The organism is Paraburkholderia sp. RL17-368-BIF-A (assembly GCF_046054045.1).
Lineage (GTDB): Bacteria > Pseudomonadota > Gammaproteobacteria > Burkholderiales > Burkholderiaceae > Paraburkholderia > Paraburkholderia graminis.
The window spans coordinates 255,888-274,066 of record NZ_JARESN010000005.1 but is presented as its reverse complement, the minus strand read 5'-3'; the positions used below and the strand labels follow the sequence as shown (position 1 = coordinate 274,066).

General features: G+C 60.9%; 14 protein-coding genes. 8 read left to right on the top strand and 6 right to left on the bottom strand.

All coding sequences use genetic code 11. From position 1 onward, the window contains the following. Positions 1-350: 350 nt before the first annotated feature. Positions 351-722: a DoxX family protein gene (locus P0D87_RS11685; RefSeq protein WP_006047750.1), complete on the bottom strand. Its 372-nt coding sequence runs from the start codon at positions 720-722 to the stop codon at positions 351-353. A gap of 79 nt (positions 723-801) precedes the next feature. Next, positions 802-1,674: an NmrA family NAD(P)-binding protein gene (locus tag P0D87_RS11680; protein ID WP_053857608.1), complete on the bottom strand. Its 873-nt coding sequence runs from the start codon at positions 1,672-1,674 to the stop codon at positions 802-804. A 166-nt stretch (positions 1,675-1,840) separates the two neighbouring features. Here P0D87_RS11680 and P0D87_RS11675 point away from each other — a divergent pair, with 166 nt between their 5' ends. Beyond that, a complete protein-coding gene (locus P0D87_RS11675; RefSeq protein WP_053857607.1) occupies positions 1,841-2,260 on the top strand; it encodes a winged helix-turn-helix transcriptional regulator in 420 nt (139 codons plus the stop codon). Between the two features lie 193 nt (positions 2,261-2,453). On the opposite strand, the gene P0D87_RS11670 is transcribed toward P0D87_RS11675, so the two are convergent. Beyond that, the gene (locus tag P0D87_RS11670) at positions 2,454-5,381 is read right to left on the bottom strand and encodes a bifunctional diguanylate cyclase/phosphodiesterase (RefSeq protein WP_053857606.1); all 2,928 of its coding nucleotides are present in this window, start codon (positions 5,379-5,381) and stop codon (positions 2,454-2,456) included. 481 nt (positions 5,382-5,862) lie between these two features. On the opposite strand from P0D87_RS11670, the gene P0D87_RS11665 reads away from it, so the two are divergent. The 7 genes from P0D87_RS11665 to P0D87_RS11635 all read left to right on the top strand — a co-directional run bounded on the left by P0D87_RS11665 (position 5,863) and on the right by P0D87_RS11635 (position 14,023). Further along, positions 5,863-6,612: an IclR family transcriptional regulator gene (locus P0D87_RS11665; RefSeq protein ID WP_053858961.1), complete on the top strand. Its 750-nt coding sequence runs from the start codon at positions 5,863-5,865 to the stop codon at positions 6,610-6,612. An 85-nt stretch (positions 6,613-6,697) separates the two neighbouring features. Beyond that, positions 6,698-7,453 (top strand): transporter substrate-binding domain-containing protein, encoded by a 756-nt coding sequence (locus P0D87_RS11660; RefSeq protein ID WP_006047755.1) that lies wholly within the window; start codon positions 6,698-6,700, stop codon positions 7,451-7,453. Between the two features lie 15 nt (positions 7,454-7,468). Further along, a complete protein-coding gene (locus tag P0D87_RS11655) occupies positions 7,469-8,137 on the top strand; it encodes an amino acid ABC transporter permease (protein WP_006047756.1) in 669 nt (222 codons plus the stop codon). Then, a complete protein-coding gene (locus tag P0D87_RS11650) occupies positions 8,134-8,910 on the top strand; it encodes an amino acid ABC transporter ATP-binding protein (protein WP_053857605.1) in 777 nt (258 codons plus the stop codon). The genes P0D87_RS11655 and P0D87_RS11650 overlap by 4 nt, the downstream gene beginning before the upstream one ends. Then, on the top strand, positions 8,907-9,875 hold the full coding sequence (hutG, locus tag P0D87_RS11645) for a formimidoylglutamase (RefSeq protein ID WP_053857604.1): 969 nt from the start codon (positions 8,907-8,909) through the stop codon (positions 9,873-9,875). The genes P0D87_RS11650 and hutG overlap by 4 nt, the downstream gene beginning before the upstream one ends. 677 nt (positions 9,876-10,552) lie before the next feature. Further along, positions 10,553-11,209, top strand: a complete 657-nt coding sequence (locus P0D87_RS11640; RefSeq protein WP_053857603.1) for an arylsulfatase — start codon at positions 10,553-10,555, stop codon at positions 11,207-11,209. A 1,254-nt stretch (positions 11,210-12,463) separates the two neighbouring features. Continuing rightward, positions 12,464-14,023: a phospholipase D family protein gene (locus P0D87_RS11635; protein WP_053857602.1), complete on the top strand. Its 1,560-nt coding sequence runs from the start codon at positions 12,464-12,466 to the stop codon at positions 14,021-14,023. Positions 14,024-14,702: 679 nt separating this feature from the next. On the opposite strand, the gene P0D87_RS11630 is transcribed toward P0D87_RS11635, so the two are convergent. The 3 genes from P0D87_RS11630 to leuC all read right to left on the bottom strand — a co-directional run bounded on the left by P0D87_RS11630 (position 14,703) and on the right by leuC (position 18,179). Beyond that, the gene (locus P0D87_RS11630) at positions 14,703-16,040 is read right to left on the bottom strand and encodes a dicarboxylate/amino acid:cation symporter (protein WP_053857601.1); all 1,338 of its coding nucleotides are present in this window, start codon (positions 16,038-16,040) and stop codon (positions 14,703-14,705) included. Positions 16,041-16,149: 109 nt separating this feature from the next. Then, positions 16,150-16,764 carry a 3-isopropylmalate dehydratase small subunit gene (gene leuD, locus P0D87_RS11625; RefSeq protein ID WP_053857600.1) on the bottom strand — a complete coding sequence of 205 codons (615 nt, stop codon included), beginning with the start codon at positions 16,762-16,764 and terminating at the stop codon, positions 16,150-16,152. After that, positions 16,761-18,179 (bottom strand): 3-isopropylmalate dehydratase large subunit, encoded by a 1,419-nt coding sequence (leuC, locus tag P0D87_RS11620; RefSeq protein ID WP_053857599.1) that lies wholly within the window; start codon positions 18,177-18,179, stop codon positions 16,761-16,763. Before leuC ends, leuD begins: the two co-directional genes overlap by 4 nt.

The window sequence follows — 18,179 nt, the reverse complement described above, 5'->3', positions numbered from 1 at the left end:
AAAACCCGGCTGGCCGAGCCAACCGGCGAAGTTGTTAGCACTCTCGTGCGACGAGTGCTAATTATATGGACAGGTGGTGACAAATTCAAGAAGGGAGGGATCGTTGGCGAGTTTCGTCCAACTTTGAAGCTGGTTTACTTCAGCTTGAGCCGCGAGCGTGCGCAGCAGGACAAATTACCCTTGTACATACAAGGGCTTACGGTCACGAATCGCCGTAATCCGACGCGGCAACCTTTACGTTTGGCCCGCCAGATTCGATGTGCGAGGCAACCCACGCAAGGTCGGTAAAAACCCTTACTACCCGGAGCTTCAAGCTACGCTGCTTGAAGCTCTTGAGGGCCGCATAAGGTTTAGGCGGCAACCACGGAACCCGCAGCGAGCCGCTTGCGCCAGGCAATCCAGCCGACAACAATCGATAGTATCGCCACGACAAGCGGCGCCACCCCATGTCCGTATTCGCCGTGCACTGTCACGGTTGCCAGCGCGGCCAACATCACGGTGCAGCCGAGCGCCGCGCCCCACAGCCGTGTCCGTGCTCGCGCCAGCAGAACGGCGGTCATGAGTTCCAGCGAACCGGTCACAAAATGGAACCAGTGCGGGTATCCCCACTTCAGGTATTCCTCGAAGATGGATCGCGGGGCGACGATGTTGCTGAGTGATCCCACGACGAAAAAAGCCGCGAGAACCAAAGGTAATATCTGGCGCCAGGAAAACTTGGACATTCGTTCTGCCTTCTCCAATGAAGGGCTGCCGAGCATCAGTGTGGCCGCCTGGTCGACGAGCCGACACGATCTACTCTGTTCATGCCGTGGTGGCCTTGTAGGCCGCCGCAAAGACATCGCGAGGCGATGTCGTGCCCGCGACGTGCTCGGTGCCCGCAACGCCGAGGTCCATCCAGCCCGCGTTGACGGCATCGAACATCGCTTCGGCGGGTCCGGTGTGGCCCTTCGGAATGCCGAACTGTTCGAATGCCGCCGCCCACCCGGCCCGCGGGATGGCAAAGGCCTTGACGTCGCGCTGCAAGACTTCGCCCAGTTGGGCGGCGACTTCGTCGGCGCTGACCATCGAGCCAAGCTCGACAACGCGATGCCCGGACCACGTCGGCCCGGTCAGCAGCGTCACCACCTGGGCGCCGATATCGTCGGTCGCGATCATGGTCGACTTCCGGCTCGTCGGGTTGTAGTAGACGGGTAGCGTGCCGTCCTGGGCAACGTGCAAGCCGTAAAGGAAGTTTTCGAAAAACCCGCCGGCTCGCACATAGGCGATCGGCAACGTCAGGTGGCGCAGCCCCTCCTCAAGAAGCGACAGGGCCGTGATCATTCCTAGCCCGCTGGTTCTGTTCGCACCCATCGACGACAGCACAACCACCCGCGGCGGCACTGCCCTGGCCAGCGCTTCGACATAGTTCGCGATCACGCTCTTTGCTTCCCTGAAATCCGGCGACGGGGCCCAGACCGCCGGCAGCATGACAAATGCACCGTCGACTCCTTCGAGCGCCCTCTCTACGGCGGCCGCATCATTCCAGTCGCCGTCGACCAGTTCCACACCCTGATCCGCCCAATTCGCCGCCTTCTCGCGATTGCGGACCAGCGCCCGGACTTTCCTCCCTTGCGCCAAAAGATGTTGCGCCGTTGCCCCGCCTACGCGTCCCGTGATTCCCATAACCAGAAACATGTACTTCTCCTGAAATTAGTATCCTGCGACTCCACCACACGCCCGGCCCAGAGGTCCGTAGGAGTGGTGAACGGTCTTTGTTTGAGGGCAGGTCTATCATAGAGACCTCTGCCTTCCATCGTAAGGAGGCAGTTTTTTGTTACCAGAAGAGTTAAAGGGAACCCGAATGAGCACGTCCCAGAATGCGATCGACAGATTCAGCCGATATCAGCGTCAATTGGCCGACGCCCAGCCGGCACACTGCGCGGTTCGCGACGTGCTGGACCGCATCGGCGACAAATGGAGCATGCTCATGGTCATGGAGCTCGCGACGCGATCGCAGCGCTTCAGTGAGCTTCACCGGGCCATCCCGGACATTTCCAAGCGCATGCTGACTCAGACACTGCGCGATCTCGAGCGCGACGGACTCGTCACTCGCCATGTTTTTTCAACGAGGCCGCCGACCGTCGAATATCGTTTGGCCGCACTAGGCCAATCCCTGTTGGAACCGATGGCGGCGCTCATCGATTGGGCCGATCGCCGTTATCCGGAGATCCATGCCGCGCGCATCCGCTTTGACGGCGCGCCCGGTGATGTCCCGCGCTAGATGCCTGGCCTGATGTGAGGATGATGGCGAAAGCCTGAAGCGGTCAGCTTATGTTGGGCTTCGCAGATGGCGCGGTAGGACGCATCACTCGTTTAGTACTCGACTTGGGACGCCGAGGCGAAAACCGCATGGAGAACGCGTAGCAGGCGCGCGCGAAGCACGTTGGCGCGACGCGGTCATACCGCAGAGACCATCACATTTTCTCTGACGGCGCGACCCATTGCGTCGCCTTGCCCGAATCCAGGGCTTCCACCAGCGCGGCGAGCGGCATTGGCTTGGCGATGTAATAACCTTGGGCTTGCCCCGCGCCGATTTCGCGCAACGCAGCGAGCGTCATCGCATCTTCGACACCTTCCGCCACTACACGCAGGTCAAGCGATTCCGCCATGCGCACGATCGCGCGAACAATAGCCCGCGTGCGCGGATTCGACGATAGGCCGAAGGTGAACGACTTGTCGACCTTGAGGCCGCTAAAGCGATACTCGTGGACATAGCTGAGTGACGAAAAACCGGTCCCGAAATCGTCCAGTACCACGGACACGCCGTTGTCGGCCAAGCGCTGCATCGTACGCCGTGCTATCTCTGGCTCCGCAATCAGCGCGCCCTCTGTTAATTCCAGACAGATGCGCGACGGCGCGACTCCGTGCTGCTGGAGGAGCGCGAAGACGTCGTCCGCAAAATCCTCGCGAGTCATGCTGTAACTCGAACAGTTCACATGTACGGGCGGCCAGCCGGCGAGCCCCGGCTGGGCGAGTATCACTGCGATACGATTGAGCATGTATAGATCGAGCCGACCCATGACCCGGAGTCCTTCCATCGCAGGCAGAAATTCTCCAGGGGTGAGCACGCGGCCGTCTGGCTGGCGCCAGCGAATCAGAGCTTCGAGCGCAGTCAGACGACCAGTGGCGGTACAGACGATCGGCTGAAAGAAAGGCACGAGTTCATCGTCTTTTTTTAGCGCAGCGCGCAAGCTGCCTTCCTGTTGCATCTGATCCGAAACCTGGCGTCGCAATTCCTGATTGAACACCACGTAACTGTCACGCCCGCCGTTTTTTGCCCGGTACATCGCCGTATCGGCATCGCGCAGCAGGTCCGCCGGTTCGCCGTGAAAGTCATCGTCAGCGGAGACAATGCCGATACTGCATGACGAGAAAACCACGTGATCGCCGATAGAAAACGGCACGTCGAATGCTGACAGTATCCGCTCGGCGAGCTCGATCGCGTCTTCGACGGAAGCCTCGGCGGAGAGGATCGCGAATTCATCTCCGCCGAGGCGCGCAAGCATGCATTTATCCGCGAGACAATCACGCAGCCGCGTGGCCGCCGACACCAGCAACTGGTCGCCGAAATGGTGACCCAGACTGTCGTTCACGACTTTGAAGCGATCCAGGTCGAGGAACATTACTACCAGTTGCTGCCCGGCGTCGCGGTGCCTCGTCCATTCCGCACCAAGCCGCTCGAGCAAATAACGGCGATTAGGCAGGCCGGTTAGTGCGTCGTGAAAGTTCTCGTGCCACAGTTGCGCGTTTGCCTCGTCGAGCTCCCGCGTGCGTTCCTGAACGCGCGCTTCCAGTTCGACGTTGGCAGCATGTAGTGCATCGGCGGCGCTGCGCCGTGATAACGCAGTGTCGATGTGACGTGAAACGAAGGTCAGCAGTTCCTGATCGCGCGGCGTGTAGTGGACGTCCGGGGAATAGCTTTGCACTGCAAGCATGCCCCGCACGTTTCCGCCTTCGAAAAGCGGGATGCCGAGCCAGGAACGCAGCTTGAGCTGATCGTGCTCAAGTTCCACCTTTCCTTCGCGAATCAGGCATTCTGCATCGGCGCGATTCAGTAGACACGGCCGACGCAGCGAGATCACGTATTCCGTGAAACCTCGTTTGCGACGTCGCGAAGCCGGCTGATGGTGAACGAGTTCATCGGCGTAGTAAGGAAACGAAACCGTTTCGGTATTCTCATCGTAAAGCGCGATGTAGAAGTTATGCGCGTCGAGCAGTTCTCCGAGGATGCCATGCAGATTGCGGAAGAACCCGACCATATCTCCCGGCGCGCTAGACAGCTCGGCGATTTTGAAAAGCGCACCTTGCAAATGTTCCGCGCGTTTGCGCTCCACCACCTCCTGACGCAACGCAGTGTTGAGTTCTGACAGTTCGGATGTTCGCCGGGTGACGGTTTCTTCCAGATTGGCGCGATGAAGAATTCGGTCCAAGGCCATTGCAACGTGACCCGCGACTACCAGGAACAACGCGCGGTCTTCGGCGCTATAACTGCGCGACACGTCGTACACCTGCATGGCAAGCATCCCGAATACTTCATCCGATGCATTTTTTAGCGGGGCGCCCATCCAGAACTCCGGGCGGTCGCCAACGCAATAGAAACGCCCCTGCTTTTCAGCCTCGATAATCCCCGCAGCGTCGATCAGCAACGGCTGTCCACTGGTCAGCACGTGGCCCGTCAATGACAGGCGGTCTGGGTCGACGACGTCGTAGCTTTCCGGCTCGAGCGCCTCAACGTCGATAACATCGACGTAATACGGATAGGTGATGCGTCCGCTTGCCTGTTCATACAGCGCGAGATAGAAGTTTTCCGCGTCGATTATCGTCGCGAGCTGTCGGTGCACGGCGAGCAGGAAAGCGGAGCGCTCGCGGACAGTGCTGGCTATGTAGGCGATCTCGTACAGTACCTGCTGCGTCTTCTGCGCGCGCGCGAGCGCGTCGGCAAGCAGTTGCACTCCCAGCGCATTCGCGAATGCGGCAAGGGCCGCCTCATGCGGCTGGGCAGGCGGTGCAAGGAGCCATCCGAAAGCGCGGTCGCTGGGTCCCGTCGGCCAGCAATGCAGAGCTTCCGCCTCGCAAAACTCGCTGAGCTTATTGTTGGCCAGAACTTCCGGCCATACCCGGTGTGTGCGGGCATGCGCCGCCAGATGGAGTTTTTGTCCCGCGCGATACCATGCCCATTCTCTCCCGCGCAGAAGGTCGCCCGACGCTCGAAGGAGGTTATCGATCGATGCTGTCGCCTCTGTTGACGCAGACAGGTGCATCGCTGGACTTCCGGCAACTGTCGTCGGATTGTCGTCCTTCACTCCTGTCAAGCCGCGATGGTCCCCGGAAACGATATTCATCGACGCTCCATGCAATATTGGTCTTGCATGCCTCCACATCCAGTAACGATCTCTATGGCGTCGGAGCTTTTTTAGAATTTGGCTGCCGACACTCGCTTAACGGCAACTGGGGGGTTTTCCTTTATGGCGACATCATTTCCATGTGGGCAGCGGTTTTAAGGACATCGCGGTACAAGTGCCGCTCCAGGCAACGCCTCACCGTAAAACCTCGGCCACTTCGGCCGTTCGCGACGACCGGGCACTTGAGCGCGTCCGATAATTAATTGAGTGGAAAAAGGTTCGGGGCAATAACCCCGTCCATTCTGGATATCGTTTCCTTTTCAACGCCCCGGGCAGTCCAGTGCCAGGACTATCCGTGCTCCCGATGTCCCGTCCAAGGGAAATCCCTGCCCTTTTATTCCCATTGAGCGGGAATATCATTTTTGAAATTCGAGAATGGTCTGGCATTCTGCGCTCTTGATGGATCGTGGATAGCGTGATCGTGAATGTGGAACAGGGTGTGACAGGGGCCGAACGGGTGTTGCTGGTGCTGGCCGCGCTCGCCAGTCATGGCAAGGCGATGTCGGTCAAAGATCTGCTAGCCGTGACCGGGCTTGCGCAAAGCACACTGTACCGTCAGATCGCGCTGCTCAAGCGCTGGGGTTTCGTCGCCGAAAACGCCGGTTACTACGCGCCCGGTCCGATCAGCTTGCAACTCGCGCTTGGCTTCGATGTGAATTCCCTGCTCGTCGAAGCGAGCCGCACTGAGATGCAGCAGCTCGCGCGCGCGTCGCAGGAAAGCATTGGGCTGGTGGTCGCGGTCAGGCATCAGGTGATGTGCCTTGAGATGGTCGACAGCCAGCATTCGTTGCGCTGCTCGTTCGAGAAAGGCCGCGCCGTGCCGCTCAAGGCGGGCGCGTCGGCGAAATCCCTATTGGCATTCATGGCCGACAGGGCGCGCGCCGAAGTGCTCGACAGCGTGTTTGGCAACGACCCCGTCGGCCGTGCCGCGATCGAAGCAGAACTTCAACAGATTCGAGCCCAGGGCTACGCCGTTAGCGACAGCGAAGTCGACCCGGGCGTGTGGGGAGTCAGCGCTCCGATCTTTCATCACAGTGGACGCAGCGCCGGCAGCAGCGCGTCGATCACGTTGATGGCGCCATCAACGCGCGCCATCGGACGAGAAAGCCAATTAATCGACGGGACGCTACGTACGGCCCGCGCCATTTCCGAGCATATGCAAACCGATTAGCGGGACGAAGCTTTTTCAATTTCATCCGTAAATTGGGCGCTCGAATTAACCGCATCACTTGATAGAACCACAAGGAGCCTACCCCATGAAGCTGCAACGACTGTTGTCCCTCGCATGCGTGACGTTCGCCGTGACGTTTGGCGGATTTTCCGGCGCGGCGTCAGCACAAACGCCGGAAGTGCTGAACGTCGCCACCGACGCCACTTTCCCGCCGATGGAGTACACCGAGAACGGCGCGCGCACCGGCTTCGACGTCGATCTCATGAATGCGCTCGCGAAAGTGATGGGCAAACGCGTGCAATGGACCGACATTGACTTTAAAGGGCTGATTCCAGGTCTGATCGCGCATCGTTTCGACGCTGCGATCTCCGGCATCTACATCACTGACGAGCGCGCGAAAGTGATCGACTTCACCGATTCCTACTACGCGGGTGGGCTGGCCGTGCTGGTCAAAAGCGATTCACCGATCAAGACGGTGACCGATCTGAACGGCAAAAAAGTCTCAGTCCAGGTGGGCACGAAGTCCGTGAACTTCCTACGCGATAACTTCCCGCAGATCAATCGCGTCGAGGTCGAGAAGAACCAGGAAATGTTCGACCTGGTTGGCATCGGCCGTGCAGACGCTGCTGTGACGGGTAAGCCGGCCGCCTATCAAGTTGCGAAAACGCGCACCGGCTTCCGGGTACTCGACAAAACGCTGACGACCGAAGCGTACGGCATCGCCGTGCGCAAAGACGAGCCGCAGCTGAAGGCAGCCTTCAACACCGCGCTCGCCAGGATCAAAGCTGACGGCACGTATGCGGCGATCGTCAAGAAGTGGTTCGGCGCGAGTGCGCAATAAACGGCTGGACACGAAATGGAACTTGATTTCTCGCCGGTGATTGCCGGTTGGCCAGACATCATGCAAGGCGCGTTAGTGACGGTCGAAGTGACCGCCGCGTCACTCGCGCTCAGTTGCGCGCTTGGCCTGTTGATCGGCATCGGCCGGCTGACGCCGCAGCGGCGCATCGTGTACGGCTTCTGCACCGCTTACCTGACGTTCTTCCGCGGCACGCCGTTGCTTGTGCAACTCTTCCTGCTGTTTTTCGGCCTGCCGCAATTCGGCATTCTGCTGCCGGCGTTCTTGTGCGGCATGCTGGGGCTCGGTCTGTATTCGGCGGCTTACGTATCGGAGATCGTCCGCGGCGCGATTCAGTCGGTCGATCGCGGGCAGATGGAAGCGGCGCGTTCGATCGGCATGTCGTCAGGGCAGGCGATGCGCGCAATCATTCTGCCGCAGGCCATCGTGCGGATGATCCCCCCGCTCGGCAACGAATTCATCGCGTTGATCAAGAACTCGGCGCTGGTGTCGCTGCTCACGATCGACGATCTGATGCATGAAGGCCAGAAGATCATCAGCGTGTCCTATCGTTCGCTTGAAGTGTATCTCGCTATCGCGCTGGTGTATCTGGTATTGACGCAGGTGACCAATTTCGCGCTGCATCGCGTTGAACGTCGTTTGCGTGTGGGAGGAATGGTGCAATGAATACCGTGGCCAAAGTCAACGAGCCTATCGTTAGCATTCGCGGTCTGACGAAATCGTTCGGCTCGCATACCGTGCTCAACGGCATCGATTTGGACATTCAACCGCAGCAGGTCGTGGTGGTGATCGGGCCGAGCGGGTCGGGCAAGAGTACCTTTCTCCGCTGCTGTAATGGACTCGAACAGGCAGAAGGCGGCACGATCGACATTTGCGGGCATCGGTTAGTCGACCACGGCGAGATGCTCAAAGAGCGTTCGCTGAATGCTCTGCGCACCGAAGTCGGCATGGTGTTTCAGTCGTTCAATCTGTTTCCGCACCTGTCGGTGCTGCATAACATCACCGTGGGACCGCGCATGTTGCGTGGCGCCAGCAAGGCGCAGGCCGAAGCGGCTGCGATGGCGTTGCTGGAGAAGGTCGGGCTCGCGCACAAGGCGCATGTGATGCCGGCGAGTCTCTCGGGTGGTCAGAAGCAACGGGTTGCGATTGCTCGCGCGCTAGCGATGCAGCCACGGGTGATGCTGTTCGACGAGCCGACGTCCGCTCTCGATCCCGAACTGGTAGGCGAAGTGCTGCAAGTAATGAAGCTGCTCGCGAGCGAAGGCATGACGATGGTGGTCGTCACACACGAAATGGGCTTCGCGAAGGAAGTGGCCAATGTGGTGGTAGTCATGGACGGCGGTATGATCGTCGAAGCGGGGCCGCCCGCGGAGATTTTCTCTGCGCCATCACAGCCGCGCACACGCGCATTCCTGCAGGCGGTGTTGTCGCGCGCATGAGAGTCCCATTCGATGACAAGGTATGGGCGGGCCGTTCCGACGACGGCGAACCCGGCGACACGCGACGCGTTTTCAATCAGGTGATGCGATTCGGTAACGCTGTGGACGTGCAGCGCGATGCGCCCGTGATCGTCGGCTTCGGCTCCGATGAAGGCGTGCGCCGCAATCAAGGTCGGATTGGCGCAGCGCATGCTCCGAAGGAATTGCGCCGTGCGCTCGCGGGTTTGCCGGCCAAATCGGCGATGGCGGCACTTGCCGACGCAGGCGACGTGGTGTGCGACGACGGCGACCTCGAAGCCGCGCAAGTGGAACTGGCCCAAGTGGTTAGCGAAGTACTGGCGAGCGGTGGGCGGCCGTTGGTGTTCGGCGGCGGTCATGAGGTCGCGTGGGGTACGTATAGCGGTTTGCGGCTGCATCAGCAGCGTGAAACCGACAATGCAGCAACGCCATTGGCATTGCGCAGTTTGCTGATCATTAACTTCGACGCTCATTTCGATCTGCGCCAGAAGCGTCCCGCGAATTCCGGCACGCCGTTCGATCAGATCGCGCTTGACTGTGCGGAACGAGGGGTGCCATTCAACTATGCGTGCTTCGGTATCAGCGATCTCGGCAATACCGCTTCGCTTTTCGCGCATGCGGAGCGACTCGGCGTGCGCTACGTGTTGGACGTCGATATGCAGGAAACGCAATTGCCGCAGCGCCTGAATGAGCTTCAGAAATTGCTGGACGCGGCGGACGACGTCTATCTGACGATCGATCTCGACGTGTTGCCGGCCGCCACGGCGCCGGGTGTGTCGGCGCCCGCTGCGCTAGGCGTACCGCTATCGGTGGTCGAAGCGATGGTGCTGCGCGTGCGGGCTTCGGGCAAGCTGCGCGCGGCGGATATCGCGGAGTACAACCCGGCGCTCGATCAGGACAGGCGCACCGCGAGAGCGGCCGCCCGACTAGCGTACCGGTTGCTTTAAATCACGTCATCGCGCTCACCGTATAGCGTGAGCAGAAAAAACGGCTCGCCGGATTCCCGAACTGGACCCACCGAGTTCAACAGTTCCCGAGTGGGCCCGATGGGGCTGAGTTCCGTATCGCACGGGACTCCGGCGTTTCAGTTTGAGCTCGATGCGCTTGCCGACGCATGCAAGCCAATGCGCGAACGTCTGCTGCAGGCCGATAACTATTTAGCCCCCATCCCAGTACGAACGTCCGTTGTTTGGTGCGCATCTGCCGTTTGAATGGCCCGCTGAACACGAAGGCGAACGGCTGCAACTGGCCGGAAATTGTCCACGATCCAGGCGTTGGCGTCGAACGTCCAGTTCTGGCCGGCTAGTGCCCAACGACCAATGGCGGCTCGTGGCCGCACTGCGTCCCAGGTCCGAGAGGGCCGCGTCTGCGAGGCCCGCGTTTCGTGCGCCGGCATGAACAAGCCGGAACGGACTGATGACGTCACCGCAAGCGGTGGCCATTGATACTCACGGTCTCTGAATATGCTAGTGACAAATGTCGAAGGAGGTATCAGACATACCAGTAGGATGTGTTGCCTTGTTGGTTGGCCGTGACGTTGAAACAATGCTTGTGAGTCAACGGGCTCGATCCCGGTCAGGGAAGCGACGAAACAGACGCGTTCAATTCAACGAGGGAACTGGCGATGCGCATCTCGTTTTTGCATACGATCAATGACAACCAACGCATATTCGAGGACGCGGCAATAAATCTTGGTTTGCGGACCGATAACCTCCGCCATGAAGTCCGGTCGGATCTTCGTGAGGCTGTTCAACAAGCGGGTGCATTCCCAGCCAGCGTGAAGGAGGAGACGAAACGTTGTCTTCTGGCTCTTGCGGCGGACGCAGATGCCGTCATCCTGACTTGCGCGACGCTTGGACCGGCTGTGGAAGGAATTGAAAGCACGTCGGTTCCGATTGTGAGAGCAGATGTCGCGTTAGCCGCGGCGGCAGGCAAGATTGGTGGAAAGACCGCCGTGCTGTGTGCGGTTGAGGCTTCCGTCGAGCCTACGAGACGCCTTTTCGCGCGGTATGCGAGCCACTCTGTTACGTCATTGGACGTCATCCACGTTGAACTTGTGTGGGTGCTGTTCAAGAATGGCGACGTCGACGAATGCTTCGCTGCTATCGCGGCATCAGCGGATCAAGCATATGAAGAAGGCGCAACTCTTGTTGCATACGCTCATCCCTGGATGGCCCCGGCGGTGAAGCTCGCGCGCAGAGGAAGGCAGCCGCTTGATAGCCCCCAGGCTGCGTTGCGCGCCGTGATGCAGCGAGGCGGTGACCCTTCGCTCGGCTTCTGACATCCAACGGTGGTGCCGATTGTTGGATTGTTGACGATCTTCGCCGCACCTTTGAATGTCTCAAGTGGCCGACTGCACGCGTTCGTCGCCTGCACCAGATTCGCGTCAACGGCGGACGAACCAAACCGCCCCACAAGCGCCGCTGGTATTTTTTTCGGAGCGGACGTTCGACACGGCGAGTCAGCCGTTTAGCTCATGGTGCCAGTAGTGATTTCGACCAATGAAGTGAAATGCTTCTGGCCACGCCCGCCTGTCCCTGATGGGCTGGTGCCTGGGAACGCTGGAGGAAACCGTTCGCTTCCAGGCCAGAGGGCGCCCGGAGGGTGGCGCGAAGAAGCGTCTTTCCTGGCGCATTGCCGCAGTCAGCGACTGAGTAGTGCTGAACCTGAAGTTGTCCTGCATGGCAACCGTGTTAGGTCGCACAACCGGGTGCTGAGCGGCGGGGCAACAAATTGCTCTTGGCATTTCTCGAGCAGCTACAGTAGCCGAAGCGCTCTATCGGCAGCGGGAGCTTTTCACCAATCGGACCATGGTCCTATTGCGCCTAGGTAAAACTGGAACAGATTATATTGGGATGGGGCGCATTCAACTCGGTGCATGTCCATTCATCTGTGAGCAGTTAGGACTAGCGCAACTGGAATGCTGCGCGAACAGCCCGCATCGTGGACCGCGGTCCTTCAACGATCTGTCGTAGCCGATTTGGAGAGAACAATGAAGATGACCAAAACATTCATGATGTTGGTGGGCCAGTAACAAACTGCTGCTCGGGTCTGCCGCGGCTACGCCGGGTAGATTACTCCCGGGAAAATCCGGGAGCTCGCGCCTTGTCGCCTTCGCGTAAGATCGTCGTCAGACGATCACGATCCGGGTGTACCTGCATGTCACCCTTCGTCCGCCCACGATGCACGACAAATGCAAGCGGTTCCGCTCGAAGCAGCATTCGATACCGTGTCTCGCGGTCGCGAAGGGCTCGCGTGAATCGGGGACCACGGCGTCGCCCCCATTCACGCCTATACGGCCTTTTGATCCTGCGGTGACTACGACGATCTGCGCCGCGGCGGCTTGGATGCCGTGCGTTTGAGGCCAGCCGATCTGTCGATGGTCGTCAGGCGGCTGGCAGCGTTGCCAAGGTCGTCCGGGGCCGCGAGCACGGTGCAATGTATCGCCCCAGTCAGTGGCGCGTCACAGCGCGCGACTTGAAACCGCTGGCGTCGCTCGCTTGTCTGGTCCATCTTCGAATCTGCGGAGAGCGGCATGATGAACCTCCGAAGTCTTGTTGCGGCGATCGTCGTCGTCCTGCTGACTTCGTGCGCAAGCCTTCCACCGCAAGCCGGCCGCGTGCCCACCCACGCGCTCACCGATACGCAGGCCACGCGCCTCGGCGCAGCGTTCACACCGCGAGACCAGCAGCATCCGGGAGAAAGCGCGTTTCACCTGCTGCCCGACTCTGTCGACGCGCTCGTCGCGCGCGTTGTGTTGATGGAATATGCTGACCGCTCGCTCGACCTGCAGTATTACATCTGGCACGCAGACCTGACCGGCCGTGAACTCGCCGCGGCCTTGCTGAGAGCGGCAGACCGCGGTGTGCGCGTGCGCGTCCTGCTCGACGATCTGGGCACGAATGCGGACGACCAGATGCTGCTGGTGCTCAGTTCGCATCCGAACATTGAGATCCGGCTCTTCAATCCTGTCGCAAACCGCCGGTTCAAGACGCTCGGCACGGCCACCGAGTTTGCTCGCGTCAACCGGCGTATGCATAACAAGGCGTTGATCGCCGACAACCAGGGCGCAATTCTCGGCGGGCGCAACATCGGCGACGAATACTTCGGCGCGTCGAGCACCGTCGCGTTTGGCGATCTCGACGTGCTGGTGCACGGGCCCATCGTACGGAATGTTTCGACGGCGTTCGACGAGTACTGGAATTCGGACGCGTCGTATCCGATCGAGAACCTCCTCGGCCGTCAGGCCGATCCATCGGCGCTAGCGGCTGGCCGCGCGAAGCTGGATGCCTGGCTTGCGTCCAACGAAAACGGTGCGTATGTGCGGCAGGCGAAAGCGCGGCTGACGCAGGTGATCCAGTCACGCGATGCCGAGTTTTCATGGGGCAAGGCGACGCTGCTCTATGACGACCCGTCTAAAATCACGCGCACGCCCAGCGACGCTGAGGGACATCTGATCTCGCAGTTCAGGGCGTTGAAGCTGGAGCCGACCCAGCACTTGCTGATCGTCTCGCCGTATTTCGTGCCCGGAAAGCGCGGCGTGGCATGGTTGAGCGGCCTGACGCAACACGGCGTGCACGTGACGGTGCTGACGAACTCGCTGGCGGCAACGGATGTCGCCGCGGTGCATGCGGGCTATCAGCGTTACCGGAAACCATTGCTGGAAGCAGGCGTGCAACTGTACGAACTGAAACCCGTTGCGACAACCAGCGGCACTGTCGACAAGAACAAGTCAGTGTTGGGCTCGTCAAAAGCGTCATTGCACGCGAAAACCTATGTGTTCGACCGCAAAAGTGTCTTCATCGGCTCGATGAATTTCGACCCGCGTTCGGTGGAGTTAAACACCGAGATAGGTATCTACTGCGAAAGCGAGCGCGCCGCCCGGCAGGTGACCGACCACGTGGAGTCGAGCCTCACCCGCGGAGCGTGGCGGCTCGAACTACGCACCGACGTGACCGGCGCGAGCCATATCGTCTGGAACGATACGGCCGAGGACGGCACCGTCACGGTATTAGATTCCGAGCCGGAAGTATCGGCGCTGCGCCGCGCAGGCATCTGGTTTCTCGGCATTCTGCCGATCGAGTCGCAGCTATGAATTCTGTTCTGGCTGGAAGTCGAACGCCATGGAGCCGGTTGCTGGTCGATGAGCGACGGACGCGAACTCGTCGTCCTATATAGGATAAAGTCCTCTATCGCATACGGGTCGATCATAAAAAACAATCTCACTGCTTGCGCTGGTGACACCAGGCCCTGATCGCTTAAATGAAAATCCCCGTCGGGCGTATGACCCGTCTGCCGAATCATCGGTCGTCGTCGCTTTGCGCTGGTATTTTTTCGGAGCGGACGTTCGACACGGCGAGTCAGCCGTTTAGCTCATGGCGCCAGTAGTGATTTCGACCAATGAAGTCAAATGCTTCTGGCCACGAGGGTTCGTGGTCCGCCTCTACGTGAAACGTCACGCCGCCCGAAAAACAAAGGCAAAGTACGAAAGCATCTGTCCGTGTGACAGTGGTCACGGACCTACCAATCAATTCGACGAGCTTGTCGCAGAACCCTGCTGCCCCTGCCGAATCAGATTTTCTCCATCTGCAACTGTAGTCTTCCCTTATCTCACCACTCGCTATCCGGCGACGGACACGGAAATTGTGCACGATCCAGGCGGTGGCGTGGATTGACCGGACGTGCCCCAACCCAAAAGCTCCACCAACGCCCACCCGCCACCCGCACCTCGACGCGACCATCCCTTGTCGCCCCGAAGCGCTCACCACATCAACTCATTTGTCGATAACAGGTTTGCGATCCAAAGCGGCCGTCGTTCTGACCACCGCTGACCGCGAACCGCCTTCCACCCGCTGTCCACCGCCTAACGCCGTCTCGAGCTTCTTTCGATCGAGCCCGCCTTCCCACGCCGACACCACGATCGCCGCCACCCCATTGCCGACGATATTGGTCAAAGCCCGGCATTCGGACATGAAGCGGTCGATGCCGAGGATCAGCACCATCGCGCTCACGGGAACCGTCGGCACGACCGACAGGCTCGCGGCGAGCGTGATGAAGCCCGCGCCGGTTACGCCGGTCGATCCCTTCGACGTCAACATGGTGACGAGGAGCAAGGTGATTTCCTGCGTGAACGACAAGTGCGTGTTGGTCGCCTGCGCGAGGAACAGCACGGCGAGCGTCATGTAGATGTTGGTGCCGTCGAGGTTGAACGAGTAACCGGTCGGCACGACGAGCCCGACGACGCCGCGCGGGCAGCCCAGCCGTTCGAGCTTGTCCATCAACTGCGGCAAGGCCGCTTCGGACGTCGAGGTGCCGAGCACGATCAGCAATTCGTCGCGGATATAGGCGAGAAAGCGCCACAGACTAAAGCCGCACAAGCGCGCGACGATGCCGAGCCCGACCGCCACGAACAGAAATGCGGTGAGATAAAAAGCGCCGATGAGCTTGAGCATCGGCACCAGCGAGACGATGCCGTATCGGCCGATCGTGAAGGCCATCGCGCCGAAGGCGCCGATCGGCGCAAGACTGGTGACCATCCGCACAATGCGGAAGAACGCTTTCGAAAGTGTCTCGACCAGTTGCGTGACCGGCGCGGCGGGCGCACCCATCAGCGCGAGCGCGGTGCCGAACAGCATCGCGATCAGCAGTACGGGAAGGATATCGCCCTGAACCAGCGCGCCGAGAAACGTCTCCGGGATCACATGTGCGATAAATCCGGTGATGCCCTCGCCATGCGCCGCCTGCGCCGCATAGCCCGACACCGCGCGCGCGTCGAGCGTGGACGGATCGACATTGAAGCCCGCGCCGGGCGCGAGCACGTGCGCGGCAAGCAAGCCGATCGCCAGCGCGAACGTGGATGCGGCTTCGAAATAGAGCAACGCCTTGCCGCCGACGCGTCCGACCTTCTTCATGTCCTGCATGCCCGCGATGCCGGTTACGACTGTGCAAAAGATCACCGGGCCGATGATCATGCGCACGAGCTTGATGAACAGATCGCCAAGCGGCTTAAGCGCGATCGCCGCTTGCGGTGCGAAATGTCCGAGCAGCACCCCTGCGGCGATGGCCGCGAGCACCTGAACATAGAGAATCTGGTAGATCGGCTTGCGTTTCATGTGTCTCCTCCGTTTTCGAGGCAAAGGGACGCCCTTCCCTTCTTCGATCGGAGGGGAATTGGCGGGGTTGAAACAAGGAAAGCCGCCGCGTCGCGCGGCGGATGGGTGCTTACATCACCTGCGCCCAGGGATGCCTGGCGAAATGCCGCTGTTCGAAGGCTTCGATCGCGGCGAGCGAGTCGAGCGTCAGATCGACGGTATCCATGCCTTCGATCACCATGCGCTTGTGGCGCGCGCCGATCGCATAATCGAACCGGTTGCCCGAGCCGGATGTCACCGTTTGCCGTTCGAGATCGATCGACAACAAAGTGCCTAGCGTTTCGCTTGCCTCGCGCGTCAGGGCATCGATCGCGTCGCGCTCCAGTTGCACGAGCAAGAGGCGGTTGTTCATCGCGTTCGAATAGAAGATTTCCGCGAAGCTCGGCGCAATCACCGCCTGAAAACCGTATTGCTGCAAGCCCCACACCGCATGCTCGCGGCTCGATCCGCAGCCGAAGTTCGCACCGCCGATCAGCACGGTCGCGTTCGCGTACGCGCGCTGGTTGAGCACGCAGTCGTCGCGCGGCGCGCCGCGCTCGTCGAAGCGCAGGTCGTACAGCAGACCGTCGGCGAGACCCGCTTTGTCGATGATGCGCAGGAACTGCTTCGGCATGATCTGGTCGGTGTCGAGGTTGTCGATGGGCAGCGGCGCGGCGCTGCCCCGAATGGTCGTGAGTCGGGTCATGATGTGTGCGCCTCCAGCGTGCGGACATCGGTGATGCAGCCGGTCAGCGCGGCGGCCGCTGCCATCGCCGGGCTCATCAGATGCGTGCGACCGCCGCGTCCCTGACGGCCTTCGAAATTGCGGTTGGTGGTGGATGCGCAGCGCTCTCCGGCGTCGAGCACGTCGTCGTTCATCGCGAGGCACATCGAGCAGCCCGGCTCGCGCCACTCGAAGCCCGCATCGATCAGTGTCCGCGCGATGCCTTCCTGTTCGGCGGCCCGCCGCACGCTGCCCGACCCCGGCACGACCATCGCGCGCACGCCGGGCGCAACCTGCTTGCCGCGCACGATGCCGGCCACGATGCGCAAATCTTCGATGCGCCCGTTGGTGCACGAGCCGATGAACACGCGGTCGACGCGCGTGCCGGCAATCGGCCGCCCGGCGGCAAGTCCCATGTAGTCCAGCGCGCGGCGCAGCGATGCGGCGGCCTCGGGCGTCGCTTGCGCGGCCTCGGCGGGAATCGGCTGATCGATGGCGACGGCCTGATCGGGGCTCGTGCCCCAGGTGACGAACGGCGCGATGTCGCCCGCGTCGAAGCGATGCTCGGCGTCGAAACGCGCGTCGGCGTCGGAATGCAGGCCGCGCCAGTCCGCGAGCGCGGCTTGCCATGCCGCCTCGTCGAGCGACGGCGTGTGGGCCCGCACGTAGTCGAACGTGGTCGCGTCCGGCGCGATCAGCGCGGCGCGCGCACCGGCTTCGACGGTCATGTTGCACAAGGTCATGCGCGCCTCGGCCGACAGCGATGCGATCGTCGAACCGGCAAATTCCACCGCGTAGCCGCGCGCACCCTGTGCGCCGATCCTGCTGATGATCCAGATAACGAGATCCTTCGACGACGTGCCATAGGCAAGCGCGCCGTCGATCGTGATGCGCATGGTCTCTGCGAGCCGGTACACGAGCGTCTGGGTCGCCAGAACGTGCTCGACTTCCGACGTGCCGATGCCGAAGCCGAGCGCACCGAGTGCGCCGTATGTCGTGGTATGGCTGTCGCCGCACAGTACGACCATGCCGGGACGAATCAATCCGAGCTCCGGCGCGACGATATGTTCGATGCCTTGCAGCGGATCGTCGGCGGCGAGAAGCCGTATGCCGGCGCGTTTGCAGTTGCGCGCCAGGTTCTGCGCCTGCAACAGCGACGCCGCATCGCGAATCACGCGCGGCGACTCCGCATGCGTCGGAATGATGTGGCTCACGACCGCGAGTTGCTGGCGCGGACGGCGCACCGCGCGGCCGCGGGCATCGAGCCCGCTGAACGCTTGCGGGCTGGTGTACTCGTTCATCAGATGCAGATCGGCATATAGCAGCACGTTGTGTTCGTCGATACGCGCTACGCTGTGCGAATCGACGAGCTTTCGGTAGAGGGTCTGGTCTGACAT

Coding starts and splice junctions, on each gene's coding strand:
- P0D87_RS11685 (WP_006047750.1), bottom strand. CDS start 722: ATGTCCAAGTTTTCCTGGCGCCAGATATTACCTTTGGTTCTCGCGGCT.
- P0D87_RS11680 (WP_053857608.1), bottom strand. CDS start 1,674: ATGTTTCTGGTTATGGGAATCACGGGACGCGTAGGCGGGGCAACGGCG.
- P0D87_RS11675 (WP_053857607.1), top strand. CDS start 1,841: ATGAGCACGTCCCAGAATGCGATCGACAGATTCAGCCGATATCAGCGT.
- P0D87_RS11670 (WP_053857606.1), bottom strand. CDS start 5,381: ATGAATATCGTTTCCGGGGACCATCGCGGCTTGACAGGAGTGAAGGAC.
- P0D87_RS11660 (WP_006047755.1), top strand. CDS start 6,698: ATGAAGCTGCAACGACTGTTGTCCCTCGCATGCGTGACGTTCGCCGTG.
- P0D87_RS11655 (WP_006047756.1), top strand. CDS start 7,469: ATGGAACTTGATTTCTCGCCGGTGATTGCCGGTTGGCCAGACATCATG.
- P0D87_RS11650 (WP_053857605.1), top strand. CDS start 8,134: ATGAATACCGTGGCCAAAGTCAACGAGCCTATCGTTAGCATTCGCGGT.
- hutG (WP_053857604.1), top strand. CDS start 8,907: ATGAGAGTCCCATTCGATGACAAGGTATGGGCGGGCCGTTCCGACGAC.
- P0D87_RS11640 (WP_053857603.1), top strand. CDS start 10,553: ATGCGCATCTCGTTTTTGCATACGATCAATGACAACCAACGCATATTC.
- P0D87_RS11635 (WP_053857602.1), top strand. CDS start 12,464: ATGATGAACCTCCGAAGTCTTGTTGCGGCGATCGTCGTCGTCCTGCTG.
- P0D87_RS11630 (WP_053857601.1), bottom strand. CDS start 16,040: ATGAAACGCAAGCCGATCTACCAGATTCTCTATGTTCAGGTGCTCGCG.
- leuD (WP_053857600.1), bottom strand. CDS start 16,764: ATGACCCGACTCACGACCATTCGGGGCAGCGCCGCGCCGCTGCCCATC.
- leuC (WP_053857599.1), bottom strand. CDS start 18,179: ATGTCAGACCAGACCCTCTACCGAAAGCTCGTCGATTCGCACAGCGTA.